This window comes from Stappia stellulata (genome assembly GCF_020176715.1).
Classification (GTDB): domain Bacteria; phylum Pseudomonadota; class Alphaproteobacteria; order Rhizobiales; family Stappiaceae; genus Stappia.
The window spans coordinates 1-24,056 of the sequence record NZ_JAIVMF010000017.1 but is presented as its reverse complement, the minus strand read 5'-3'; the positions used below and the strand labels follow the sequence as shown (position 1 = coordinate 24,056).

Genomic DNA, 24,056 nt, shown 5'->3' with positions numbered 1-24,056 from the left:
CAATGGTGTGCGCCGATCTGACACGAAACATCAGGTCGTCATCCCGGACGGAGCGAAAGCGCAGATCCGGGATCGGCGAGGCACGACGTTTCAGCTCTTGCCCCGTGAAGACGACCGGGCCTTTGGCTCCCGATACCGGATCGCAGCTTCGCCTTGCCCGGTATGACGCGGGAGTGGCGGTACCCTCGACAAGCCCGCAGGCACGGTGCCTGAGACACTGTACCCGCTGCCCAGGGTCGCCGGCGCATTGCCGCCGGTCGCGCCTCCGACCCGCAGGCGCGACTGCCAAATTGTCGCGGGGCGAAACCGGTTCGGCTCCGCCGGCGTAAACCGGCTATCCAAAACGGGAGGACAGGATGACCGGGTTTCGAAATCCCCACACATCGCGCGATCTGTCGCGCATGCTGACGCTTCAGGCCGGCTACCTGCGCAAGGCGGGCCTGATGAAGGAAGCCGCAGCGCTCGCCAGGCGGGCCGAGGAAATCGGCCTCTATGCCGCCACCATGGAGGCGCTGCGCAGCACCCCGATCCGTCTGGAGGACGGCGCGCGGGCGTGAGTTTGAACCTTTTTCCCCCGACGCGTGCGGAGGCGACGGCGCGGCTTGCGGCGTTTCTTCCGCACGCGGGTAAATCTTACGCCAAGCTGCGCAATCACGACCCCGGTCCCGATGCGCCCGCGCATGTCTCCAGGCTTTCTCCCTACGTTCGCCACCGCGTCGTCACCGAGGCTGAACTGGTGCGCGCCGCCGTCGACCGGCACGGCGAGGGGCCTGCGGAAAAATTCATTCAGGAAGTCTTCTGGCGCACCTATTGGAAGGGCTGGCTCGAGCTTCGCCCGGGCGTCTGGGACGATTATTGCGCCGCGCGCGAGGCCGCGCGGGCGCAAGCCGGCGGGAATGCCAGCCTTGCCGGGCGTCTGGCCAGCGCGGAAGGCGCGCGCACCGGGATCGACTGTTTCGACCATTGGGTGCGCGAGCTGACCGGGACCGGCTATCTGCACAATCACGCGCGGATGTGGTTTGCCTCGATCTGGATCTTCACGCTGAAACTGCCGTGGGAGCTGGGCGCGGACTTCTTCCTGCGCCATCTGCTCGACGGCGATCCCGCCTCCAACACCCTGTCCTGGCGCTGGGTCGGCGGGCTGCAGACGCGTGGCAAGACCTATCTGGCGCGCGCCGACAACATTGCGGCCCACACCGGCGAGCGTTTCAACCCGCAAGGGCAGCTGGCGCAAGAGGCGCTGCCGCTCGACGGCCCGCTGCCGCCCGTGCCGCGGCCGATTTCACCTGGTCCAAGGCTCGGGAAGGACGGCGGTCGGACCGGGCTTCTCGTCTTCGACGACGATGTCGACGTGCAGTGCCTGTCGGATCGTGTCGCGCCGGTCGCGGTGGCGGCCGCGTCCAGCGCCGCCTTGCGCTCGGACGTTCCGGTCTCGGGGCAGGTGCAGGATTTCGTCGCGGCCGTGCTGGACGACAGCCTGTCGCGGCTCTCGGTACCCGGCGCGCGCTTGCGCGATCAGGTGATGGTGCCGCATGGCATTGACGAGGCCGTGCGCGACTGGGCGCGCGACCATGCTCTCGACCGCGTGGTTGCCCGTCATGTTCCGGTCGGTCCGGGGCGCGAGCTGGCGGATCGCATCGCGCGGGCGCTCGCGCAGGACGGCATTTCCTTCGTTCAGGAGATGCGCGCCTATGACGCCCGCGCCTGGCCGCTCGCCACCAAGGGCTTCTTTCCCTTCAGGAAACACATTCCGGACCTGACCGCAGCACTTGGGGCCTCCGACTGAGTGCAGCGCAGCCCTGCCTTCACACCGCTTGACCCGCCCGCAGACGTCTCCTATCGTCGCCTTCGATTTCGTTGGGGTGCCCCTCGGGGCTGAGAGACGCGAACCTGCGTCAACCCACTGAACCTGATCCGGGTCGTGCCGGCGGAGGGAACGAATGAAGCGCCACCCGGCGCATGGCCGCAGTCTCAAGCGGTCTTTCGGATCTCCCTTTTCGCCAAATACCTGTTCCGGATCGCGACCATCGGTTTGCGTTGCGCTGAAGGCTTGCCCCGCGCGACGCCGGGAGAGCGGGTGAGACATGGACGCGACGACACGCGACGGCACTGCGGAGACCGGGCACCACGGCGCCGGCAAACAGGCACCGCCCGCGATCGCGCTGACCATCGCCGGCTCCGACAGCGGCGGCGGCGCCGGCATTCAGGCCGACCTCAAGGCATTTTCGGCACTTGGCGTTTATGGCGCCAGCGCGATCACGGCGATCACGGCGCAAAACACGCGGGCCGTTACCCACATTCACGACATTCCGCTTGATGTCGTCGCCGGCCAGATCGCCGCCGTGCTCGACGATCTGAATGTCGCGGCGGTGAAGATCGGCATGCTCTCCTCGCCGGAGATCGTCGAGACGGTCGCCGGGGCGCTGGGCGGCTACAGGGGGCCGGTTGTGCTCGATCCGGTGATGGTCGCCAAGTCCGGCGCGGCATTGCTGCGTCCCGAGGCGGTGGCGGCAGTGCGCGACATTCTGGTGCCGCGCGCCACGCTGATGACCCCCAACCTGCCGGAGGCCGCACTCCTGCTGGGTGAAAAGGCCGCGACGGATCTTGCCGCCGCCGAACGTCAGGGGCGCGCGCTTGCAGCCCTCGGCCCGGCTGTCCTGATGAAGGGCGGACATGCGCAAGGGGCGGTCTGCACCGATCTCTTGATCGCCGGCGATCTACCCTCGCTCAAACTCAAGGCGCGGCGGCTGGAGACCAAAAACACCCATGGCACCGGCTGCACCCTGTCGGCGGCGATCGCTGCGGCGCTGGCGAAGGGGGCCGATCTCCCGCAGGCCGTGCGCGATGCCCATGCCTATCTGCATGGCGCGATTTCCTGCGCCGACGAGCTGCGGGTGGGGTCGGGCCATGGCCCGGTGCATCACTTCTATCGCCAGTGGGGGCGCGCATGACGCAGGTCTCGGTCATCGGCGCCGGCGTCATTGGCCTCGCCTGCGCCACGGCCATGACGGAAGCCGGCCATGACGTCACGGTCTACGACCGGGGCGAGGGGCCGGGTCCGGCCTCCTGTTCCTGGTGGGCAGGCGGCATGCTCGCGCCTTGGTGCGAGGGCGAAAGCGCGGAAGAGCCGGTCGAACGGCTCGGCGCAGAGGCGCTCGACTGGTGGGCGGAGCGCGTCGACGGTGTCGCGCGCAACGGCAGTCTGGTGGTCGCGCCGGCGCGCGATGCAGCCGACCTTCGCCGGTTCGAGCGCCGCACGCGAAATGCCGAGAAGATCGACGGCGAGCTGATCGCGGAGCTGGAACCCGATCTCGCCGGGCGCTTCCGTCAGGCGCTGTTCTTTGCAGGCGAGGGCCATCTGGACCCGCGCGCGGCCCTAGCCGGACTGCGGCAGCGGCTGGCGGAGGCCGGCACGCGGGTTCGCTACGGCGAGGACCGCGATCCCGAAACCGCGCCGGGCGATGTCGTCGTCGATGCGCGCGGCTTTGCGGCGCGGTCCGGCTTCAGCGACCTGCGCGGCGTCAAGGGCGAGATGCTGGTGCTGCGCACGGCGGAGGTCGCGCTGTCGCGTCCCGTGCGGCTGCTGCATCCGCGCATTCCGCTCTACATCGTGCCGCGCGGCGAGGGCGTCTTCATGGTCGGCGCGACGATGATCGAAAGCGACGAGCGCGACCGCATCTCCGCCCGCGCCATGATGGAGCTTCTCGGCGGCGCCTATGCGCTGCATCCGGCCTTCGCGGAGGCCGAGATCCTGGAAATCGGCGTCGACGTGCGCCCGTCCTTTCCCGACAACCTGCCCCGCCTGACGCGCGAGGGCCGGATTATCCGCGCCAATGGCGCCTATCGCCACGGCTTTCTGCTGGCTCCCGCGCTCGCCGCGCAGGCGGCGGGCCTTGTTTCCGATCCTTCCTCCCAACCGGAGTTTTTCCATGAGCATCATCGTCAACGGCAAACCGCATGACCTTGCGCCGGTTTCGCTGGCGGCGCTCCTGACCGATCTCGGCTATGGCGACGCCATCGTCGCCACCGCGCTCAACGGCGATTTCGTGCCGGCCGAGGCGCGGGGCGAAACGGCCGTCGCCGATGGCGACCGGGTCGAGATCCTCGCGCCCATGCAGGGAGGCTGAGGCATGCTCAAGCTCTACGGTCACGCGGTCGAAAGCCGGCTGCTGCTCGGCACCGCGCTCTATCCCTCGCCGGCGATCATGGCCGATGCCGTGCGCGCGGCGCGTTGCGATATCGCTACCGTGTCGCTGCGCCGGGAATCGGGCACGGCCCGCGCAGGCCAGGATTTCTGGGGCTTCATCCGCGATCTCGGCATCCGCGTGCTGCCCAATACCGCCGGCTGCCACACGGTCAAGGAGGCGGTCACGACGGCGCAAATGGCGCGCGAGGTCTTCGGCACGCCCTGGGTCAAGCTTGAGGTGATCAGTGACGCCGACACGCTCCAGCCCGATGTTTTCGGTCTGGTCGAGGCGGCGCGGATCCTCACCGGTGACGGCTTCCAGGTCTTTCCCTATTGCACCGAGGATCTCGGCGTCGCCGAACGGCTGGTCGAGGCCGGCTGCGAGGTCCTGATGCCCTGGGGCGCGCCGATCGGTTCCGCGCGCGGCCTCAACAATGTCTATGGCTTGCGCTCGCTGCGCGCGCATTTCCCGGACATTCCGCTGATCGTCGATGCCGGTCTCGGCGTGCCCTCGCATGCGGCCGCGGCGATGGAACTCGGCTATGACGCGGTGCTCCTCAACACGGCGGTCGCCAAGGCCGGCGATCCGGTCAAGATGGCCGATGCCTTCGCCCGCGCGGTCGAGGCCGGCCGGCTCGCCTTCGAGGCCGATCCGCTGGAGCCGCGCGACATGGCGGCTCCCTCCACCCCCGTTCTCGGTAAGGCGTTTCTGGAATGAAACTCGATCCCTTCTACCCCATCGTCGACAGCGCGGCCTGGGTCGCGCGCATCGTTCCGCTCGGCGTGCGTCTGGTGCAGCTGCGCATCAAGGACCGGCCTGAGGACGCAATCCGCGCCGAGATCCGCGAGGCGGAGGCGCTTTGCCGCGCGAATGACTGCCTGCTGGTCGTCAACGACTTCTGGCGGATCGCCATCGAGGAGGGCTGCCGCTTCGTCCATCTCGGTCAGGAGGACCTCGCAGACGCCGATCTCGACGCGATCCGCAAGGCGGGGCTCGGTCTCGGGCTCTCCAGCCACGACCATGCCGAGCTTGAAACGGCACTTGCCGCGCGGCCCGACTACATCGCGCTTGGCCCGGTCTATCCCACGATCCTGAAGAAGATGAAATGGGCCGAGCAGGGTCTCGACAAGCTCACCGAATGGAAGGCGGCCATCGGGGATATCCCGCTCGTCGCCATCGGCGGCATGAGCGTGGAGCGCGCGCCCGGCGCCTTTGCCGCCGGCGCCGACATCGTCTCCGCCGTCACCGATATCACCCTCAACGAGGACCCGGAAGGCCGGGTCCGGGCCTGGCTCGCGGCGACGCGGCGCTGAGGCAACTCGTGCAATTTTCACAAGATGAGGCACAAAAAATGCGAATTCTGGCACTGTTTTTAGCGATATTGATCAGCACGCCGGCGCTCGCCGCCGACAAGATGACGCTGCTGCTCGACTGGTACGTCAACCCCGACCACGGTCCGGTGATCGTCGCGCAGGAGCTCGGCTATTTCGAGGAAGCGGGTCTCGAGGTCGAGATCATCGCCCCGGCCGATCCCTCCGCCCCGCCCAAGATGGTGGCCGCCGGCAAGGCGGACCTCGCCATCTCCTATCAGCCGCAGATCCATCTGCAGGTGGCGGAAGGTCTTCCGCTGAAGCGGGTCGGCACGCTGATCGCCTCGCCGCTCAACTGCCTGATGGTGAAAGACGACGGGCCGATCAAGACGGTCGCCGACCTGAAGGGCCGCAAGGTCGGCTATTCGGTCGCCGGCGTCGAGGAGGCGCTGATGGTCGCGATCCTGAAGAAGCACGGCCTGACCATGGACGACATCGAGATGATCAACGTCAACTGGTCGCTGTCGCCGTCGGTCATGTCCGGCCAGGTCGACGCGGTGATCGGCGCCTACCGCAATGTCGAGCTGAACCAGATGGAGATCGAGGGGGTGAAGGGCCGCTGCTTCTTCATCGAGGAAGAGGGCACGCCGACCTATGACGAACTGATCTATGTCGCCAATCCGGAGCTGATGGACACCGATAGGATCGCGCGCTTCCTCGAGGCGACCGAGCGGGCGACGCAATATATCATCAACCATCCGGAAGAGAGCTTCCGCATCTATTCCGGCACGGCCAAGGAACTGCAGGACGAACTGAACGAGCGCGCCTGGTTCGACACGCTGCCGCGCTTTGCGCTGCGTCCGGCCGCCCTCGATCACCGCCGCTACCAGCGTTTCGAGGCCTTCCTGAAGGACGCGGGCCTGATCGACACGATCAAGCCGGTCTCCGACATCGCCATCGACGTGACAGCGCAATGAGCGGCACGCCCGATTTCGGTTCGAAGGTGTTTGCGGCCTGGCGCGAGGCGGCAGGCCCGGCCTGGCCGGCCTACACCGGCCACGCCTTCGTGCGCGGTCTTGGCGACGGCACGCTGCCGCGCGAGGCCTTCCTGCATTATCTCAAGCAGGACTACATCTTCCTGTTCCACTTCGCGCGCGCCTGGGCGCTGGCGGTGGTCAAGGCGGAGACGATCGCCGAGGCGCGCCTTGCGGCCGCCGTCGTCGACGGGCTGGTCAACACGGAGATGTCGCTGCATATCGAGATCTGCGGCCGGGCCGGCATCGCCGAGGCCGATCTGCTTGCCGAGGAGGAGGCGCTGGAAAACCTCGCCTACACCCGCTACGTCACCGATGCGGGGCTTTCGGGCGATTTTCTCGACTTGATCGCAGCCCTTGCGCCTTGCGTGCTGGGCTATGGCGAGATCGGCTTGCGGCTCAAGGCGACCGCCGCCGCCGACACGCCCTACCGGGAGTGGATCGACACCTATGCCGGCGCCGACTATCAGGAGCTTTGCGCCAAGGTCGGTGCGCTGATCGAAACGGCAACCGCCGCCCGGCTGGGCGAGCGGGCCCAGGAGACGCCGCGGTTTTCCGCCATCGCCGACCGGTTCCGCAATGCCACCCGGCTGGAAGTCGGCTTCTGGGACATGGGCCTCAGGGGCCATGTGTAAGGATCACGCGTGACAATGGCTGAAACGCCCGCCTCCGCTCCCGGCTCGGCACTGGCACCAGCTCCGGCCCTCCGGCTTTCCGGCGACTTCCGCCACGCCGGCCGGCCGCTGTTTTCGGGCCTCGACCTGCCGGTGGAGGCGGGTCGCTGGACCTGTCTGCTCGGACCCTCAGGCGTCGGCAAGTCGACGATCCTGCGGCTTTTTGCCGATCTCGACACCGGCGGCACTTTCGACGGCGAGATCTCGGCAAGCGACGGCGCGCGCGTCGCCGGGCGGGTCGCCTTCATGGCGCAGACGGACCTGCTTGCGCCCTGGCTCGATGTCATGGGCAATGTCACGCTGGGCAGCCGGCTGCGCGGGGAGCGGGTCGACCGGGCGCGCGCCCGCGATCTCATCGCCCGCGTCGGTCTTGCCGATCACGTCGAGAAGGCACCGGCGCGGCTTTCGGGCGGCATGCGCCAGCGCGTTGCGCTCGCCCGCGTGCTGATGGAGGACCGGCCGATCGTGCTGCTCGACGAACCCTTCGCGGCGCTTGACGCCCGCACGCGGGCGGAGATGCAGGATCTCGCCTTCGACACGCTCAAGGACCGCACGGTGCTGCTGGTGACCCATGATCCGGCCGAGGCCGTGCGCCTCGGCCACCGGATCTTCATTCTGGCGGAAACCGGCCTGTCGGAGGTCGAGGCGCCCGCGCTCGAGCCTGTGCGCCCCGTCGAGGCGCGGGAAACGATGGACATGCAGGTGCGGCTCTTCCGCGCGCTGAGAGGAGAGCCGGCATGAGCGCGGGAGGGGCGTTCCCCGTTGAGGTGACGAGACTGCAGCGGCTGCGCGACGCGGGGCTTGCCGCGGTCGTGGCGCTGCTTCTCTGGCAGGCGGTGGTCTGGGTGACAGGCGTTCCGCCATTCATCCTGCCCGGTCCCTGGCGCGTTGCCGAAAGTCTCCTCGCCAACGCCGGGCTGATTGCGGAAAACGCCTGGGTGACCATCGCCGAAGTGATGATTGGCCTGCTGCTCGGCGCGGCACTCGGGGCTGCGACCGCGCTGCATTTGATGATGTCGCCGCTGGCGCGCCGGCTGGTGCTGCCGATCATGGTGTTCAGCCAGGCGGTGCCGGTCTTCGCGCTGGCGCCGATCCTGACGCTGTGGTTCGGCTACGGCATGGCCTCCAAGATCGCCATGGCGCTCTTGATCATCTATTTCCCTGTGGTCTCGACCTTCTATGACGGCTTGCGTCGGACCGATCCGGGGCTGCTCGATCTCGCCCGCACCATGGGCGCGCCGCCGTCGCGCACGCTCCTGTTCCTGCGGCTGCCGGCGGCACTTCCGGCTTTCGGATCGGGCCTCAGGCTTGCGGCGGTCTATGCGCCCATTGGCGCGGTGATCGGCGAATGGGTCGGCGCCTCCAAGGGGCTCGGCTATCTCATGCTGCTTGCCAACGGACGGGCCAAGACCGACCTGATGTTCGCCTCGCTCTTCGTGCTCGCGCTCTTTGCCGTGGTGCTCTATGCGGCGGTCTCCGCCTTCACGCGGCGCATGACGCGCTGGGCGAGCGAGACGACCGACGGGACGTGAGGGCCCGATCCTCAAGCCCCTGCGATATCGCCCTCGGCGCCGGGGCGCGCCAGCAGCACCGCGGTGCCGGAACGAAGCGTCACGCCGACCCCGGCGCCATTGCCGGCTGCGACGCGGTTTGAAAGCGTCAGCGACTGGCCCATGGTCACGTCGCGGTCGGTAAGCGGCCAGTCGACGCCGCGCAGCGTCAGCGCCGCAAGATCGGAAAAGGCGAGCACGGAAAACAGCGTGCCCGCCGGCAGCATCACGGTCTGTTCGCCGGTCATCAGCGGCCAGGCTTCCTCCGTTCCGCTGGTCATCATCACCGGCAGGCCGCCGGCATGCAGGCTGATGCCGTGCAGCAGGTTGTGCACCGCGTGGTCGGAGCGCGCGCCGCCGAGCGCGCCGGCGATGACGAAGGCATCCGCGCCGCGCGCAAGCGCTGCCTCGATGGCGAGTTCCCCGTCGGTCATGTCCTTGTCCTGCGGATGCGACTGGCGCGGGATTTCCGCCCAGTCGCGGGCAAGTGCATCGTCGCTGGAATCGAAGTCGCCCACCCAGAGTTCCGGCCTCACCCCGAGGGGCGTCGCATGGCGGATGCCGCCGTCGGCCGCGATCACGCGATGGCCGGCGATCTGCGCGATGAGGCGCGGCGTCGGCACGACCGCGCCGCCAAGCAGGATGAGAAAGGGCGTGTCGCCTTGCATGTCGCGCCGTCCGTGTTGGTTCGGTGTTTGATCATCTCCTTGTAACACGACGATTTTTGCGCGCATTCTTCGTTCAAGGGAGGACCAGATGAATCTATCGCACATGCTCGCAGACCGCGCCGAGGCGGGAACCCCGGTGCGCGTCGCCCTGATCGGTGCCGGCAAGTTCGGCTCCATGTATCTGACCCAGGCCCGCCTGACGGCGGGCGTTCATATCGCGGCAATCGTCGACCTCAATCCCGCCCGTGCCCGTGAGACGCTTGCGACCTGCGGCTGGCCGCAGGAGCAGGGCAATGCGCCCTCGCTTGACGCGGCCATGGCCTCGGGCGCGACCTTCGTCACCGACGGTCTCGATGCGGTGCTCGCCGACGGGCGCGTCGACGTGGTGATCGAGGCAACAGGCGACCCGGCGGTCGGCATCCGCCATTGCCTTGCGATCATCGACAGCGGCAAGCATGTAATCATGGTCAATGTCGAGGCGGATGTTCTCGCCGGCCCGCTTCTGGCCCGCAAGGCACGGGCGGCGGGCGTCGTCTATTCGCTCGCCTGGGGCGATCAGCCGGCGCTGATCTGCGAGCATGTCGACTGGGCGCGGACCTGCGGATTCAAGGTGGTCTGCGCCGGCAAGGGCACGCGCTATCTGCCGGGCTACCACCAACTGACGCCCGACACGGTCTGGGACGTGCTGACGCAATATCTGGATATCACCGACCGCAGCATGATCAACCCGAAGATGTTCAATTCCTTCCTGGACGGCACCAAGTCCGGGATCGAGATGACGGCGGTATCCAACGCGACCGGCCTGCTGCCGCAGCCCGACGGACTGGCCTTTCCGCCGGCAAGCCGGTTCGAATTGTCCAGCGTGTGCAAGCCGAAGGAGGCCGGCGGCACGCTGGCGTTTTCGGGCACGACGGAGGTCGTCTCCTCGCTCACCCGCGACGGCGAGAACGTGCCGCATCACCTGGCCATGGGCACATTCGTGGTGATCGAGGGCGAGACGGATTATGCGCGCCAGTGCTTCCGCGAATACCACATGCTGGAGGACGACAGCGGACGCTTTGCCACGCTTTACCGGCCGACCCATATGATCGGTATGGAACTGGGGCTTTCGGTTGCCTCCGCCGTGCTTCGGCGCGAGCCGACCGGCGCGCCGAGGGCTTTCGTATCGGATGTGGTGGCGACCGCGAAACGCCCGCTCAGGGCCGGTGAAATGCTCGACGGCGAGGGCGGGGCGACGGTCTGGGGCAAGCAGCAGCCGGCGGCGGTCTCGCTGGAAAAGGCCTTCCTGCCGCTCGGTCTTGCCAGTGGCGTGCGGCTGACGCGCGATATCGCGGAAGGCGAGGTGCTCACCTGGGACAGCGTCGATATCGATACCGATGATGCGGCGGTGAAGATCCGCCGCGAGATGGAAGCGGCCTTCGCGCCCGCCTGATCCCGCGACGTTGACCGTGCGGGGTCAGCACTCCACGACGTTGACCGCAAGGCCGCCTTTCGAGGTTTCCTTGTATTTGTCGGTCATGTCGAGGCCGGTCTGGCGCATGGTCTCGATGCAGCTGTCGAGCGGCACGAAATGGCTGCCGTCGCCGCGCAGGGCCAGCGAGGCGGCGGTCACCGCCTTGACCGCGCCGAGCGCGTTGCGCTCGATGCAGGGCACCTGCACCAGCCCGCCGATCGGGTCGCAGGTCATGCCGAGGTGATGTTCGAGCGCGATCTCGGCGGCGTTTTCCACCTGCTCGTTGCTGCCGCCAAGGGCCGCGCACAGGCCGGCAGCGGCCATCGCCGAGGCCGAGCCGACCTCGCCCTGGCAGCCGACCTCGGCGCCGGAAATCGAGGCATTGGCCTTGATGATGCCGCCAATCGCCGCCGCCACCAGCAGGAAGGTGCGAATGCCTTCCCGGCAGCCGTCCGGGCAATGGTCGAGATAGTAGCGCACGACCGCAGGCACCACGCCGGCAGCGCCGTTTGTGGGGGCGGTGACCAGCGTTCCGCCGGCGGCGTTTTCCTCGTTCACCGCCATGGCGTAGACGCCGAGCCAGTCCATCACCGTGTGCTGGAAGGGGCGGTTCTTGCCGGCCTCTCCCAGAAGCTTTTCGTGGATCGCGCGGGCGCGTCGCTTCACCTTCAGTCCGCCGGGCAGTTCGCCTTCGCCGGACAGGCCGCGTTGCAGGCAGGCGTTCATCGCATCCCAGATCCGGTCGAGCTCCGCATCGAGATCGAAGTCGACCCCCTTGGGCGCGCGGGCGATCTCGTTGGCGCGTTTCATGTCGGCGATGGAGAGGCCGCTGTCGGCCCCCATCTTCAGCATTTCCTTCGCCGAGCCGAAGGGGTAGGGCGCGCCGGCCTCCTGTGTCTGGGTCATCAGGTCGTCCTGGGCGGCAAGCTCTTCCGCGCTGACGACGAAGCCGCCGCCGATGGAATAGAGCGTGTCCTCGGCGACGACCGTGCCTTTTGAATCCAGCGCGCGAAAGATCATCCCGTTGGCATGGCCGGCAAGCGGCGGGCCGTAGTCGAAGACGAGATCCTGTGCCGGATCGAAGGCGACGGTGCCGATGCCGTCGATCTCGAGCCGGCAGTCGCGGGCAAGCCGCTCCATCTCCGCAGCCACGCAATCGGGATCGATGGTCGCCGGGTCGTGACCGGCGAGGCCGAGGCAGATCGCCCGGTCGCTGGCGTGGCCCTTGCCGGTGAAGGCGAGCGATCCGTGCAGCGACACCTGGATCCGTGCGGGTGCGCGCGCGGGCGCGAGGCCGGCCTCGCGCAGGTCCTGGAGAAACCGGCCGGCGGCGACCATCGGCCCCATCGTGTGGGACGAGGACGGCCCGATGCCGATCTTGAAGATGTCGAACACGCTGATGAACACGAACCCCTCCCGCGTCTGTCATCAAAGCCGCTCCCGACGGCGGGCGCGATCATGGCGTGCGAATCGCGCTCCGTCATCCGTGCAGTGCGGCAATGGCGCAAACGCGCGCTTGCATGCCGGTTTCGGATCGCGCGCTCAGGCGTCCTCCGGCCAGAGGAAGGCGTAGACGGCGAGCGAGAAGCCGATGTGCTCGCGCAAGAGCGCCACGGCGGCCGTGGTGTCGCGGTCGAGTGTCGCTTCCATCATCTGCGTGTGATGGGCAAGGCCGAGCGTCCGGGTGACCAGGTCGGTGAAGGCGGCCCGCGCGGCGTCGTCCAGCTCGCGGTGGGCTGCGGGATCGAACAGCATGTGCCGGTGATGGCGGCGCAATTGTTCCGTGACCTGGCGCTGGAAGCGCATGAGGCAGTCGGAATTGCCCGCCGACAGCAGCGCGTCGTGAAAGCCGTCGTGGCGCAGTTCCCATTCGGCCATCGCGGAGGCGGCAACGCCGGGACCGGGCACGGGTGTGCGGGCGAAGGTGTGATGGGCGGCGACGATGCGTCCTTCCCATTCCGCGTCACCCGAGGCGATGGAGCGGGCCAGCAGGGCTTCCTCCGCCGCCTGGCGGCCGACCTGGAGATCTCGGATCGAGGAGGCGGAGACCGGCGCGACCCGGTAGCCCCGGTTGCGCTCCGACACCACCAGCCCCTCTGCCTCCAGCCGCGACAGCGCCTCGCGCAGCGGCGTCCAGCCGAGGCCGTAGCGCTCGGTCAGCGTGGCGATGACCAGCGGCGTGCCGGCAAGCAGCGCGGCGTTTAGAATATCGGCCTTGAGCCGTTCGAAAGCCTCGTCCGTCTTTGCCATCTCGGGCCTGTCCCTTGCAGGTCTGGGAGCCTTGGGTCTGTCTGGTGCGGCGCGCGCCAAGGCACGCGTCCGCAAACCTGTAGAAAAAATATAATACCAGAAATTATATATAATATATTGAGCTCGGTCATCCCGCTTGCTAGGGTGATGTCACTTCATCCACCGCCGATGCGCCACCGTCAGGGCGCGTTCCGGCGGGAAGCGCCGCGCAGGCGGCGCCAGCGAGTGCCAGGACGACCGACATGCTCACGACCCAGGGCGCCGACGCGCGCCGTCTCGACGAAACCGATCCCCTCGCGGCGAAGCGCGATCTCTTCTCCATTCCAGACGGCGTGCTCTATCTCGACGGAAACTCCCTCGGCGTGCTGCCGGCCGCCGTGCCTGCCCATGTGCAAGAGGTCGTCACGCAGCAGTGGGGCACGAGCCTGATCCGCGCCTGGAACGATCACGACTGGATCGACCTGCCGCAGCGCGTCGGCGACAAGATCGCCCCGATTGTCGGCGCCGCGCCCGGCACGGTGACGGCCTGCGACAACACCTCCGTCAATGTCTTCAAGGTGCTGGCCGCCGCCCTTGCGCTTCGCCCGGACCGCAAGGTCATTCTCTCCGACAACGGCAACTTCCCGACCGATCTCTATATGGCGCAGGGCCTGCGCGATCTGCTGGGGCGCGGCCATGAACTGAAGATCGTCGACCCGGAAGCCGTCGAGGCGGCGATCGACGAGACCGTCGCCGTCGTCATGCTGACGGAGGTCGACTACAAGACCGGCCGCCTGCACGACATGGCGGCGCTGACCAAGCGCGCCCATGACGTCGGCGCGCTGACGGTCTGGGATCTGGCCCATTCCGCCGGCGCCCTGCCGGTGAAGCTCGACGCCGCCGGCGCCGATTTCGCCGTCGGCTGCGGCTACAAGTATCTGAACGGCGGCCCCGGCGCGCCGGCGTTTCTCTATGTCGCGGCCGGCCTGCAGGACAAGGTCACGCCGCCGCTCACCGGCTGGATGGGACACGAGGCGCCCTTTGCCTTCGATCTCGACTTCCGCGCCGACACCGGCATCGGCCGCATGCGGGTTGGAACGCCGCCGGTGATCTCGCTCTCCGCCCTCGACAAGGCACTCGACGTCTTCGCCGATGTCGACATGGAGGTGCTGCGCGCCAAGTCGATCAGCCTGAGCGAATTGTTCCGCGCCGAGATCGAGCGCCGCTGCCCGGAGCTGGAACTTGCCAGCCCGCGCGACCCGCATGCGCGCGGCAGCCAGGTCTCCTTCCGCTTCGAGCACGGCTACGCCTTGATGCAGGCGCTGATCGCGCGCGGCGTGATCGGCGACTTCCGCGCGCCCGACGTCGTGCGCTTCGGGTTTACCCCGCTCTATCTCTCCCACGCCGACGTGCTCGCCGCCTGCGACATCCTCGAGGACATCGTCAGGACGCGCGGCTGGGACAAGCCCGAGTTCCACAAGAGGGCCAAGGTGACATGAGCGATACACCCAAGCCGCGCGACAAGCTGCTGACGCCCTTCGATCCGGAGACGGACGGGGCGGAGATGGAATTCGACGGACGCATGTCCTATGGCGACTACCTGTGCCTCAACCGGGTGCTGACGTCGCAGAACCCGCTGTCCGACGCCCATGACGAGATGCTGTTCATCATCCAGCACCAGACGTCGGAACTGTGGATGAAGCTGGCGATCCACGAGCTTGTCGCGGCGAAACGGCAGATCGCCTCCGACGACCTGCCGCCGGCGTTCAAGATGCTGACGCGCGTGTCGCGCATCTTCGAGCAGCTGACCGGCGCCTGGCAGGTGCTGCGCACGATGACGCCGTCTGAGTACACCGAGTTTCGCGAGGATCTGGGCCAGTCGTCGGGCTTCCAGTCGCATCAGTACCGGGCGATCGAGTTCCTCGCCGGCAACAAGAACGCCGCGATGCTGCGCCCGCATGCGCATGTGCCGCGCATCCACCACTGGCTCAACCAGCTGCGTCTGGAGACCAGCATCTACGATGAGGCGATCCGCCTGCTGGCGCGCTCCGGCTTTGCCATCGATGCGGATCATCTCGCCCGCGATCCGAGCGAGCCCTACGTCCGCAATGCCAGCGTCCATGCCGCCTGGATGGCGGTCTACCGCGATCCGCGCAAGCACTGGCCGCTCTACGAGCTCGCCGAAAAGCTGGTCGACTTCGAGGACTACTTCCGCCGCTGGCGCTTCAACCATGTGACCACGGTGGAGCGGGTGATCGGCTTCAAGCGCGGCACCGGCGGCACCTCGGGCGTCAACTACCTGCGCCGGATGCTCGATGTCGTGCTCTTTCCCGAACTGTGGGACATCCGCGCCGATCTGTGACAGCGTCCGGTCGGCGAAGCGCGCCGCCCCACACCTGAGGAGACATCGTGTCCCGACTGATCGACATCACGCCGCCGCTGGCGCCCGGTGCCGCTGTCTTTCCAGGCGATGCGCCCTACAAGGTCGCGCAGACCTTCGCGATCTCGGCCGATTGTCCGGTAAACGTGACGAGCGTCTCGCTTTCCACCCACTGCGGTGCCCATGCCGACGCGCCGCTGCACTACGACGCGAACGGGGCCGACATCGCCGCGCTGCCGCTTGAGGATTTCATCGGCCCAGCCCGGCTGATCGATGCGCGTGGGGCGGGCCCGCTCTGCCTGCCGGAGGAGATTGCCGACCGGCTCGACGATGTGCCGCCGCGCGTGCTGCTGCGGCTCGCGGATACGCTCGATCCGAAACGCTGGCCTTCGGGCTTTCGCGCGCTGGCACCGGAGACGGTGGAGCTGCTGGCCGCGCGCGGCGTGCGGCTGATCGGCGTCGATGTGCCGTCGGTCGACCCGGAAACCTCCAAGGCGTTGCCTGCCCATATGGCGGTGCGGCGGCACGATATGCGGATTCTGGAAAATCTGGCGCTCCACATGGCGGATTTTGGGGATTATGAGTTGATCGCGCCGCCATTGAAGTTAGAAGGACTGGATGCGGCGCCGGTGCGCGCGGTCTTGCGACCTCTCTGAAGAAGAGGCGCAAGCGGGATAGGGCAAGGCGGCAGGCGAACAGACCGCCGGAATACACGAGGGAGGCGAGGGGCTTGGGAGAGCTTATGCTGGAGGTGGACCGCCTGGTCATGGACTATGGCGGGTTTCGCGCGGTCGATCATTGCTCCTTTCAGGTGCATGAGGGATCGATCACCGGCCTGATCGGACCCAATGGGGCCGGCAAGACCACATTGTTCAACCTCATTGCCGGTGCGTTTCCCCCGAGCGAGGGGACGATCCGCTATCTGGGCAAGACCATCACCAAGCTGTCCACCGACAAGCGGTTCCACCGCGGTCTGGTGCGCACGTTCCAGATCCCTCACGAGTTTCACCGCCTGACCGCGCTGGAAAACCTGATGATGGTGCCGCCGGCGCAAGCGGGCGAGAGCCTCATCGCCAACTGGGTCAGCTATGGCCGGGTGCGCGAGACCGAGGCGAAGGTGCGCGCCCGCGCCGAGGAGGCGCTGGATTTTCTCGAGCTCAGCCACCTTGCGAACGAACGCGCCGGCAATCTGTCCGGCGGCCAGAAGAAACTTCTCGAGCTCGGCCGCACGATGATGACCGATGCCCGCCTCGTGCTCCTCGACGAGCCGGCCGCCGGCGTCAACCGCACGCTCTTGCGCAAGCTTGAGGAAAAGATCGCGATCCTCAACAAGGAGCGCGGCTACACCTTCATCCTGATCGAGCACGACATGGAAATGATCGAGAAGCTCTGCGACCCGGTGATCTGCATGGCGGAAGGGCGGGTGCTGATCCAGGGCGACTTCGCGACGGTGCGCTCGGACCCGAGGGTGCTGGAAGCCTATCTGGGCGAAACGGTCGGAGACGCCGCATGAGCGACATTCTCGTGATGCGGGACCTGGTTGGCGGCTATGGCGACGCCAATGTCCTGCAAGGCGTGTCGATGACCGCTGCAAAGGCCGAGATCGTTGTGATCGTCGGCCCCAACGGTGCTGGCAAGTCGACGGCGATGAAGGCGATCTTCGGTCTCCTCAAGGTGCGCGGCGGCTCGATCACCGTCGACGGCACGGATATCACCGGCTGGGAGCCGAACCGCATCGTCGAAGCCGGCGTGTGCTATGTGCCGCAGGTGAGCAACGTCTTCCGCGAGATGACGGTGCATGAAAACCTGGAGATGGGCGCCTTCCTGCGCTCCGGCGATCTCTCCGCCGCCTACGACCGGGTCTACACGCTGTTTCCCGACCTGAAGGAACGCCGCAAGGCGCTGGCCGGCAATCTCTCCGGCGGGCAGCGCCAGATGGTGGCCATGGGCCGCGCGCTGATGCTGGAGCCGAAGCTTCTGCTTCTCGATGAGCCGACGGCGGGCCTGTCGCCGCGCTACATGGAGCAGATCTTCCAGATCTGCCGGGACGTGCGCGACACCGGCGTGACGATCGTTCTGGTCGAGCAGCACGCCAAGCAGGCCTTGGCCTTCGCCGACCGCGGCTATGTGCTCGCCTCCGGCGCCAACCGCCACGAAGGCACCGGCGCGGATCTCCTCGCCGACCGCGACGTCGCAGACATGTTCCTCGGAGGGTGAGTGCGATGGGCGCGCTGGAAATCATCAACTTCTATCTGGTGCCGGGCATCGTCATCGGTTCGATCTATGCGCTGGGCGCGGTCGGCATCACGCTGGTCTTCGCCATCCTGCGCTATGCGCATCTGGCTCACGGCGACCTAGCGACGCTGGGCGCCTTCCTGGCGCTGGGCGCGGTGACGCTTGGCGGCGTCTCGCCCTATGTCGCGCTTCCCGTCGCCATGGTGCTGACGGCCGCCGCCGCCGTGATGATCGACAAGGCCTTTTACGCCTATCTGCGCGAACGGCCGAAGATCGTCACCGTGATGGCCTCGCTCGGTGTGGCGCTCATGGTGCGCGCCGTGGTGCAGGTCGTGTGGGGCGTCGATTCGGAGACCTACACCCGCGGCATCGTGCGTCCGGACGTATGGTTCGGCATCCGCATCCGTGACCGGGAACTGATCACCATCCTCGCCATGATCGGCCTGGTGCTGGCGCTGCATGTCTTTCTCCAGCAAAGCAAGTGGGGCAAGGCGATGCGGGCGATGTCCGACAATCCGGATCTCGCGCTGCTGTCGGGCGTCGACAACAAGAAGGTCGTCATGCTGACCTGGATCATCGTCGGCGGGCTGTGCGCCGCGGCCGGCGTGTTCCTCGGCCTCAATTACGAGCTCAAGGCGATGATGGGCTGGACCATGCTGCTGCCGATGTTCGCCGCCGCCATCCTCGGCGGTGTCGGACGCGTCGAGGGCGCGGTTCTCGGCGGGCTGATCGTCGGCATCGCGGAGGAGATGTCGACGCTGTTCCTGCCGACCGAATACAAGGCCGCGACCGCTTTCGCGATCCTGCTGCTCATGCTGCTTGTGCGCCCGACCGGGCTGCTCAAGGGCAAGGTTCTTTAGGGGGGACGGCTGACATGGAATGGATCGGTCTTGCCAATTATGCCGTCTTCATGGCGATCTTCATCTGCATCTATGCGCTGTTGTCGCTCGGGCTGAATATCCAGTGGGGCTTCACTGGCCTCTTCAACGCGGGTATCGCCGGCTTTTTCGCCGTCGGCGCCTATACCTCCGCGATCCTGACCTCGCCCGCCGTCGAGGGCCGGATCGGCGGCTTTGACTTGCCGGTGCCCGTTGGTTGGATCGGCGCGATGCTGGCTGCGGCGCTGATCGCCTGGCCGATCGGAAAGATCTGCCTGCGCTTTCGCTCCGACTATCTGGCCATCGCCACCATCGGCGTTGCCGAAATCATCCGCCTGGTGATCAAGTCGGAGGACTGGCTGACCAACTCCGCGCGTGGCATCACCGATATTCCGCGGCCCTTCGGCGATCTTCCCTACGTCTATTCGCAGCTCGCCTATCTGGCCATCGTCGCCGGCGTGCTGCTCGTCGCCTATCTGATGGTGGAACGCCAGATCGCCGCGCCCTGGGGCCGGATGATGCGCGCCATCCGCGACAATGAGGACGCCGCCCGGGCGATGGGCAAGGACGTGCCGTTCCGCCGGCTGGAGGCCTTCATCTTCGGCTCCGCGCTGATGGGGCTGGGCGGCGCGCTCTTCGCGCATTTCAACCGCACGATCACGCCGGAGGCGATCGATCCGATGATCGCGACCTTCCTCGTTTGGATCATGCTGATCCTCGGCGGGTCGGGCAACAATCGCGGCGCGATCCTAGGCGTGGCCGTTGTCTGGATCATCTGGTCGATGTCGGAGATCGTCACCGACCAGCTGCCGCATGAATATGCGGTGAAGGCGAAATACATGCGCGTCTTCCTGATCGGGCTGATGCTTCAGCTGGTGCTGCGCTTCCGTCCGGAGGGGCTTTTGCCGGAGCCTCAGGGGACACGCGAAGAGGTGTCTGAAAAGTCGAAATGAAGCTTGTGGGGACGGCACGTTTCGGTTGAGACTGTCTCCTCAGACGGGACCGGAAAGACGGATCCCGGCAAGACGCGCGGTCTTTGACCGCAGCGTGAATCATAAGTGGAGGTGAGTGATGAACAAGTTCCGTACCGCCCTGGCCGCGACGCTGCTTGGCGCGACGGCAATGGCTGCGCCGGCCCAGGCCGACGTGAAGATCGGTCTGCTCGGCGGCGTGTCCGGTCCGATCGCGGCGATGGCGCCGGCGATGATCGACAGCGCCCGTCTTGCCGTGCAGCAGGTGAACGACAACGGCGGTATCCTCGACGGCGAGCAGCTGGTCGCGGTGATCGGCGACAGCGCCTGCAACCCGCAGAACGGCACGGATGCGGCCACCAAGGCGGTCAACATCGAGAACGTGATCGGCATCGTCGGCCCGCATTGCTCGGGCGCAGTGCTTGCGGCAACCAATTCGGTCACCATTCCTGCCGGCGTCACCGTGATCACGCCGTCCGGCACCTCGCCGGAAATCTCCGGCCTCAACGACAATGACACTGTGTTCCGCACCGTGCCCTCCGATGACTTCCAGGGCCGCGCGCTTGCCCGCACGCTGCTCCTGCGCGGAACCGCGAAGGTCGCCGTCGCCTATCTCAACAACGACTACGGCAAGGGCCTTGCCGAAGCGTTCCGCTCGGAGTTCGAGGGCAATGGCGGCGAGATCGCCGGCTTCGCCGCGCATGAGGGCGAGAAGGCCTCCTACCGGTCCAACCTGGCCGAGCTTGCCTCGGGCGGCGCCGACACGCTGGTGATCTTCGACTATGGCGACGGCTCCGGCCTGACCATGCTGCGCCAGGCGCTGGAAAACGGCTTCTTCACGAACTTCGTCGGCGGTGACGGCATGAAGTCCGACGCCCCGATCAAGGAACTCGGCGCGGAGAACCTGACCACCTTCCTCTCTTCGGCTCCGGTCGGCGAGAAGTCGGATTCGCTCGAGATGTTCTCCAAGGCGTTTGCCGACGTCGGCGGTGATCCCTCGGCGATCTTCGCCACGACCTCCTACGACGCGGCCTTCATGCTGGCGCTTGCCATCGAAAAGGCCGGCGGCGACAAGGCCAAGGTCTCGGCCGCGCTGCGCGAGATCTCCAACGGCGAAGGCGAGCCGATCCGCGCCGGCGAATGGGCGAAGGCCAAGGAGCTGATCGCGGCCGGCACCGCCATCGACTACAAGGGCGCGGCTGGCGACCACAACTTCGACGACAAGGGCGACGTTCCGGGCACCTATGCCCTGTTCAAGGTCTCCGGCGACGGCTTCGAAGTGGTTTCGGAAATCCAGTAAGCGCAACTGATCGCGCAAAAAATCAGGCCGTCGGGGCATCCCCGGCTGCCTGAGGATGATGACAAAGCCTGAAGGGTCGTCATCCCGGCCGAATGCAATGAGAGCCGGGATCGGAGAGGCACCGTCTCGCGGCGGGCAATTCGCTGAAAAGGATGGGCCTTTGGCTCTCCGATACCGGGTCGCGCTTGCGCTTGCCCGGTATGACGTGGAAGAGCCTTCGCACCCTTCGTCAGCAGTTTGAGGCCGTCGGGGCATCCCCGGCGGCCTTTTTCGTTGCTGTCGTGGTCAGGCGATCCGACGCGCGGCGCGATCCGTCAGGCGGATCAGGAAACGCGTGCCACGGCACCGTCGACGGCGGGGTCGATGTTCAGCAGGAAGCGGATTTCGCCCCGGTCCTCGGCCAGTTCCGCGATCGTATGCGCGTCAAGCACGTTCATGAAGGCTTCCAGCGCTTCATGCAGCAGGCCGTTGAAGCCGCAAGACGTGATCAGCGGACAGTCCTTGCGACCCGATTCGAAGCACTCCGCCAGCAGGAAGCTTTCCTCGGCGGCGCGCACCACGGCGCCGACGGTGATCTCCTCCGCAGGGCGGGCCAGCATCAGCCCGCCGTTGCGACCGCGAAGCGTGCGCACGAAGCCGTTGCTGACGAGAACCTTGAGGATCTTGAAGAGATGCGTTTCCGACATCTCGAAGCTGGCCGCGATGTCCGCGACCCGGCTGGGCTTGTCGGGGTTTGCCGCACAATAGATCAGGGTGCGGACCGCGTAATTGGTCTGTTGAGTGAGGCGCATGCCTTAAGATATGCGTCGCGCTCGCAGCCGCGTCAACGGCGCGATGCGAAAATCCTGCGTGAAAGGCTCATGTTTCGAAGAATTCGCGGGTTTGTGGGCGGTTCCCCGTCGTCAGGGCGCTGCGTCCCGCTGCACGAGCACGTCGATCAGGGACCTCGAAAGTTCCCGCAAGGACGCGTCGTCCTGATGGACGCGCTCCATCACGGCCAGCCCGCGCGTGAAGGTCACGAGGAAACGCGCCGTCTCGCGCGGGGGGAGAACCAGTTGTGCCGCCAGGCCGTGTTGCCGAAGGCCCGCCTCGATGGTGTCTTCCAGCTCCTTGAGCCAGCCGCGGATGCGCTCACGTACCAAGGGCGTGGTCTCATTGCTTTCCGCGGCGGTGCGTGTCGTCAGGCACCCGCGCGCCGGAGACCCGGTCGTCATGCGCGTCAGCACCTGATCCACGAAGGCGGTCAGCGCCGCGCGCGCGTCCGGCTGGTCGAGGGCGACGCGGATCCCTTGCAGGTAGTCCCGGGCGTATTGCTCGAATGCGGTCAGGAAGATCGCGTTCTTGCCGCCATAGGCATTGTAGAGCGAACCGCGATGCACGCCCGTGGCAAGCGCCAGGTCGATCATCGAGGTGGCGGAAAGTCCCTTGTGGCGAAACACGTCCAGTGCGCGTTGCATCACCGCGTTTTCGTCGAACTGTCTGGTTCCCACCATCTGCGCAGCGTCCACTTCGTTTCAATCTTGACAGGTCTGTCAAGTTTGACATGATAGTCAAGAATGGCCGTTTCCGCAATGCTGCGGCGTGGGTCGACAGCGCAGCGGGCAACCGCGCGGGGCAAGCCGGGATCCCTTGCGGATCGAATCGGGGGGGCAGCATGGAGAGTTCCCAAGCCGTTGACCGCAGCAGCGGCGACGCGCGGATCGAATTCGCGACCGCGATTGCGCTTTCGACCGGAGCCGCGCTCGCGCTGGGGCTGTCGCGGTTTTCCTATGCCTTGCTGCTGCCGCCGATGCAGGCCGATCTGGCGTTGAGCTATGTCCAGGCCGGGGCGCTGAACACGGCGAATGGCGTCGGCTATATCGCCGGCGCGCTGAGCGCGCCCTGGGCCGCGAGCCGATGGGGCGCAAAACGCACCTTTCTCGCCGCCTTTCTGCTGAGTGCCCTGGCGCTGCTTGCCACCGGGGTGTTTGCGGAATTCACCATGCTGTTTCTGGTGCGGACGCTTGGCGGCGTCAGCACGGCACATACCTTCGTGATCGGGGCGTTTCTGGCTGCGGCCATCTCCCGGTCGTCCGATCCGCGGCGCAGAGGCACCATGGTCGGGATCTATGTCGCCGGTGTCGGGGTCGGGATCCTGTTGGCGGGGTTTGCCGTTCCGATTGCAATGAACGGTGTCGCCGCGCGCTGGCCGGACGGCTGGATCGCGCTTGGCGGTCTGGGGCTGGCCGGCCTGCCGATGGCCGCCTGGGCCGTGCGCGGCATTCGCGAACCGGCGGGCGGCAATTCGCCACTCCTGGGCCTCCCGGCGTTTCGCCGCATCGCGCCGACCTTTTTCGGCTACGGCCTCTTCGGCGCCGGCTACGTCGGATACATGACCTTCATCATCGCGCTGCTTGGCAGCCAGGGAATCTCCGACACGCGCATGACCTCCTTCTGGATGGTTCTCGGGCTGGTTTCGGCGATTTCCACCCTGGTTTGGGGGCGGGTTCTCGGCGCGCTCCGGGGCGGGCTCGGCCCAACCATCGTGTTCGCAACGGCGACGGTCGGCACGCTGGCGGTGCTGGTCTCTTCGGGGCCGGTCGCTATGTTCGTGTCGGCGGTCATCTTCGGCGGCAGCTTTCTCGCCGGCCCGACGGCCATCACGATCGTTGCCCAGCGACAACTCCCGGCCAGCGACTGGACCGCGGCGATTTCCCTCCTGACACTGAGCTTTGCGCTCGGTCAGACGGTGGGGCCGCTCATCGCCGGTGCCGTTTCCGATATTGCCGGCGACATTTCGGCAGGCTTTTGGGTCTCGCCGGTGTTTCTGGGCGCGGCAGCGTTGGTCAACGCCTTGCAAAAGCCCTCCGACGACGGGACGATATAGCCTGCGCCCTGAACCGGTTGTCGTCCGGGTCCCGTCCCTTTCTCCCGCGGCCCTGTTGCGACCGCATTCCCGCGGATGCGTCCGTTGCGCCGGCTTGCAAACGCAGGCAAGCCCCTTGCGTCATCTGCTCAAAACATGAATACTGAATCATAATTCATGTTTGGAAGGCGGCGGAGAAACGGTGAGCAATCCGAAGGGAAACGGTCCGCGAGCGGAGAAGGGCGCGGCGGGGCCAGGCCGGAGCCGCTTGAAACCGGCGGCTGCGGCCCAGACGGCGGCGGCGCGCCGGCGGCCGGATCCGGCCGCGCCCACGCCCAAGAC

General features: G+C 66.9%; 26 protein-coding genes and 1 riboswitch. Of the genes, 21 read left to right on the top strand and 5 right to left on the bottom strand.

Translation table 11 applies throughout. The features are described from left to right. The first annotated feature begins 356 nt into the window (after positions 1–356). The 11 genes from LC092_RS17170 to LC092_RS17120 all read left to right on the top strand — a co-directional run bounded on the left by LC092_RS17170 (position 357) and on the right by LC092_RS17120 (position 8,737). A complete protein-coding gene (locus tag LC092_RS17170; protein ID WP_224808561.1) occupies positions 357–557 on the top strand; it encodes a hypothetical protein in 201 nt (66 codons plus the stop codon). Then, positions 554–1,786, top strand: coding sequence for an FAD-binding domain-containing protein (locus tag LC092_RS17165; protein ID WP_224808560.1), 1,233 nt, complete (start codon positions 554–556; stop codon positions 1,784–1,786). The genes LC092_RS17170 and LC092_RS17165 overlap by 4 nt, the downstream gene beginning before the upstream one ends. 62 nt (positions 1,787–1,848) lie before the next feature. Further along, positions 1,849–1,953, top strand: a riboswitch (TPP riboswitch). Between the two features lie 131 nt (positions 1,954–2,084). Further along, positions 2,085–2,951, top strand: a complete 867-nt coding sequence (gene thiD / locus LC092_RS17160; RefSeq protein ID WP_224808559.1) for a bifunctional hydroxymethylpyrimidine kinase/phosphomethylpyrimidine kinase — start codon at positions 2,085–2,087, stop codon at positions 2,949–2,951. Then, positions 2,948–3,961 (top strand): glycine oxidase ThiO, encoded by a 1,014-nt coding sequence (gene thiO / locus LC092_RS17155; RefSeq protein WP_224808558.1) that lies wholly within the window; start codon positions 2,948–2,950, stop codon positions 3,959–3,961. The genes thiD and thiO overlap by 4 nt, the downstream gene beginning before the upstream one ends. Then, positions 3,930–4,127, top strand: a complete 198-nt coding sequence (thiS, locus tag LC092_RS17150) for a sulfur carrier protein ThiS (protein WP_224808557.1) — start codon at positions 3,930–3,932, stop codon at positions 4,125–4,127. The genes thiO and thiS overlap by 32 nt, the downstream gene beginning before the upstream one ends. Before the next feature lie 3 nt (positions 4,128–4,130). Next, positions 4,131–4,904, top strand: coding sequence for a thiazole synthase (locus LC092_RS17145; protein WP_224808556.1), 774 nt, complete (start codon positions 4,131–4,133; stop codon positions 4,902–4,904). Further along, positions 4,901–5,500, top strand: coding sequence for a thiamine phosphate synthase (locus tag LC092_RS17140; RefSeq protein ID WP_224808555.1), 600 nt, complete (start codon positions 4,901–4,903; stop codon positions 5,498–5,500). The genes LC092_RS17145 and LC092_RS17140 overlap by 4 nt, the downstream gene beginning before the upstream one ends. 38 nt (positions 5,501–5,538) lie before the next feature. Further along, entirely contained in the window at positions 5,539–6,474 is a 936-nt protein-coding gene (locus LC092_RS17135; protein ID WP_224808553.1) for an ABC transporter substrate-binding protein, read from the top strand. After that, positions 6,471–7,166, top strand: coding sequence for a thiaminase II (gene tenA / locus LC092_RS17130; RefSeq protein ID WP_224808552.1), 696 nt, complete (start codon positions 6,471–6,473; stop codon positions 7,164–7,166). The genes LC092_RS17135 and tenA overlap by 4 nt, the downstream gene beginning before the upstream one ends. A 15-nt stretch (positions 7,167–7,181) precedes the next feature. Further along, positions 7,182–7,946, top strand: a complete 765-nt coding sequence (locus LC092_RS17125; protein ID WP_224808550.1) for an ABC transporter ATP-binding protein — start codon at positions 7,182–7,184, stop codon at positions 7,944–7,946. Further along, positions 7,943–8,737 (top strand): ABC transporter permease, encoded by a 795-nt coding sequence (locus LC092_RS17120; protein WP_224808549.1) that lies wholly within the window; start codon positions 7,943–7,945, stop codon positions 8,735–8,737. Before LC092_RS17125 ends, LC092_RS17120 begins: the two co-directional genes overlap by 4 nt. Before the next feature lie 11 nt (positions 8,738–8,748). Here LC092_RS17120 and LC092_RS17115 read toward each other — a convergent pair whose 3' ends face one another. Further along, positions 8,749–9,423: a thiamine diphosphokinase gene (locus LC092_RS17115; protein ID WP_224808548.1), complete on the bottom strand. Its 675-nt coding sequence runs from the start codon at positions 9,421–9,423 to the stop codon at positions 8,749–8,751. An 88-nt stretch (positions 9,424–9,511) separates the two neighbouring features. On the opposite strand from LC092_RS17115, the gene LC092_RS17110 reads away from it, so the two are divergent. Further along, positions 9,512–10,855 (top strand): NAD(P)H-dependent oxidoreductase, encoded by a 1,344-nt coding sequence (locus LC092_RS17110; RefSeq protein ID WP_224808547.1) that lies wholly within the window; start codon positions 9,512–9,514, stop codon positions 10,853–10,855. 24 nt (positions 10,856–10,879) lie between these two features. On the opposite strand, the gene LC092_RS17105 is transcribed toward LC092_RS17110, so the two are convergent. Together LC092_RS17105 and LC092_RS17100 are read right to left on the bottom strand one after the other, a co-directional pair. Next, positions 10,880–12,283 (bottom strand): L-serine ammonia-lyase, encoded by a 1,404-nt coding sequence (locus tag LC092_RS17105; protein ID WP_224808546.1) that lies wholly within the window; start codon positions 12,281–12,283, stop codon positions 10,880–10,882. A 135-nt stretch (positions 12,284–12,418) separates the two neighbouring features. Continuing rightward, a complete protein-coding gene (locus LC092_RS17100) occupies positions 12,419–13,126 on the bottom strand; it encodes a GntR family transcriptional regulator (RefSeq protein WP_224808545.1) in 708 nt (235 codons plus the stop codon). Between the two features lie 242 nt (positions 13,127–13,368). On the opposite strand from LC092_RS17100, the gene kynU reads away from it, so the two are divergent. The 8 genes from kynU (at position 13,369) to LC092_RS17060 (ending at position 20,869) form a co-directional block, all read left to right on the top strand. Continuing rightward, entirely contained in the window at positions 13,369–14,604 is a 1,236-nt protein-coding gene (gene kynU, locus LC092_RS17095) for a kynureninase (protein ID WP_224808544.1), read from the top strand. Continuing rightward, positions 14,601–15,467: a tryptophan 2,3-dioxygenase gene (kynA, locus tag LC092_RS17090; protein ID WP_224808543.1), complete on the top strand. Its 867-nt coding sequence runs from the start codon at positions 14,601–14,603 to the stop codon at positions 15,465–15,467. The genes kynU and kynA overlap by 4 nt, the downstream gene beginning before the upstream one ends. 47 nt (positions 15,468–15,514) lie before the next feature. Continuing rightward, positions 15,515–16,141, top strand: a complete 627-nt coding sequence (gene kynB, locus LC092_RS17085; RefSeq protein WP_224808541.1) for an arylformamidase — start codon at positions 15,515–15,517, stop codon at positions 16,139–16,141. Between the two features lie 86 nt (positions 16,142–16,227). Further along, entirely contained in the window at positions 16,228–16,998 is a 771-nt protein-coding gene (locus tag LC092_RS17080; RefSeq protein WP_224808539.1) for an ABC transporter ATP-binding protein, read from the top strand. After that, complete coding sequence (locus tag LC092_RS17075; protein ID WP_224808537.1) at positions 16,995–17,702, top strand: ABC transporter ATP-binding protein; 708 nt, start codon at positions 16,995–16,997, stop codon at positions 17,700–17,702. Before LC092_RS17080 ends, LC092_RS17075 begins: the two co-directional genes overlap by 4 nt. 5 nt (positions 17,703–17,707) lie before the next feature. After that, positions 17,708–18,580, top strand: coding sequence for a branched-chain amino acid ABC transporter permease (locus LC092_RS17070; RefSeq protein WP_224808535.1), 873 nt, complete (start codon positions 17,708–17,710; stop codon positions 18,578–18,580). 14 nt (positions 18,581–18,594) lie between these two features. Beyond that, positions 18,595–19,551, top strand: a complete 957-nt coding sequence (locus LC092_RS17065) for a branched-chain amino acid ABC transporter permease (protein WP_224808533.1) — start codon at positions 18,595–18,597, stop codon at positions 19,549–19,551. Between the two features lie 118 nt (positions 19,552–19,669). Beyond that, positions 19,670–20,869 carry an ABC transporter substrate-binding protein gene (locus LC092_RS17060; RefSeq protein WP_224808531.1) on the top strand — a complete coding sequence of 400 codons (1,200 nt, stop codon included), beginning with the start codon at positions 19,670–19,672 and terminating at the stop codon, positions 20,867–20,869. Positions 20,870–21,192: 323 nt separating this feature from the next. Here the strand turns inward: LC092_RS17060 and rirA are convergent, their stop codons facing one another. Continuing rightward, positions 21,193–21,660 carry an iron-responsive transcriptional regulator RirA gene (gene rirA / locus LC092_RS17055; protein ID WP_224808529.1) on the bottom strand — a complete coding sequence of 156 codons (468 nt, stop codon included), beginning with the start codon at positions 21,658–21,660 and terminating at the stop codon, positions 21,193–21,195. Between the two features lie 111 nt (positions 21,661–21,771). Further along, positions 21,772–22,362, bottom strand: a complete 591-nt coding sequence (locus LC092_RS17050) for a TetR/AcrR family transcriptional regulator (RefSeq protein WP_224808527.1) — start codon at positions 22,360–22,362, stop codon at positions 21,772–21,774. A 161-nt stretch (positions 22,363–22,523) separates the two neighbouring features. On the opposite strand from LC092_RS17050, the gene LC092_RS17045 reads away from it, so the two are divergent. After that, positions 22,524–23,735 (top strand): YbfB/YjiJ family MFS transporter, encoded by a 1,212-nt coding sequence (locus LC092_RS17045; protein ID WP_224808525.1) that lies wholly within the window; start codon positions 22,524–22,526, stop codon positions 23,733–23,735. The last annotated feature ends 321 nt before the right edge of the window (positions 23,736–24,056 follow it).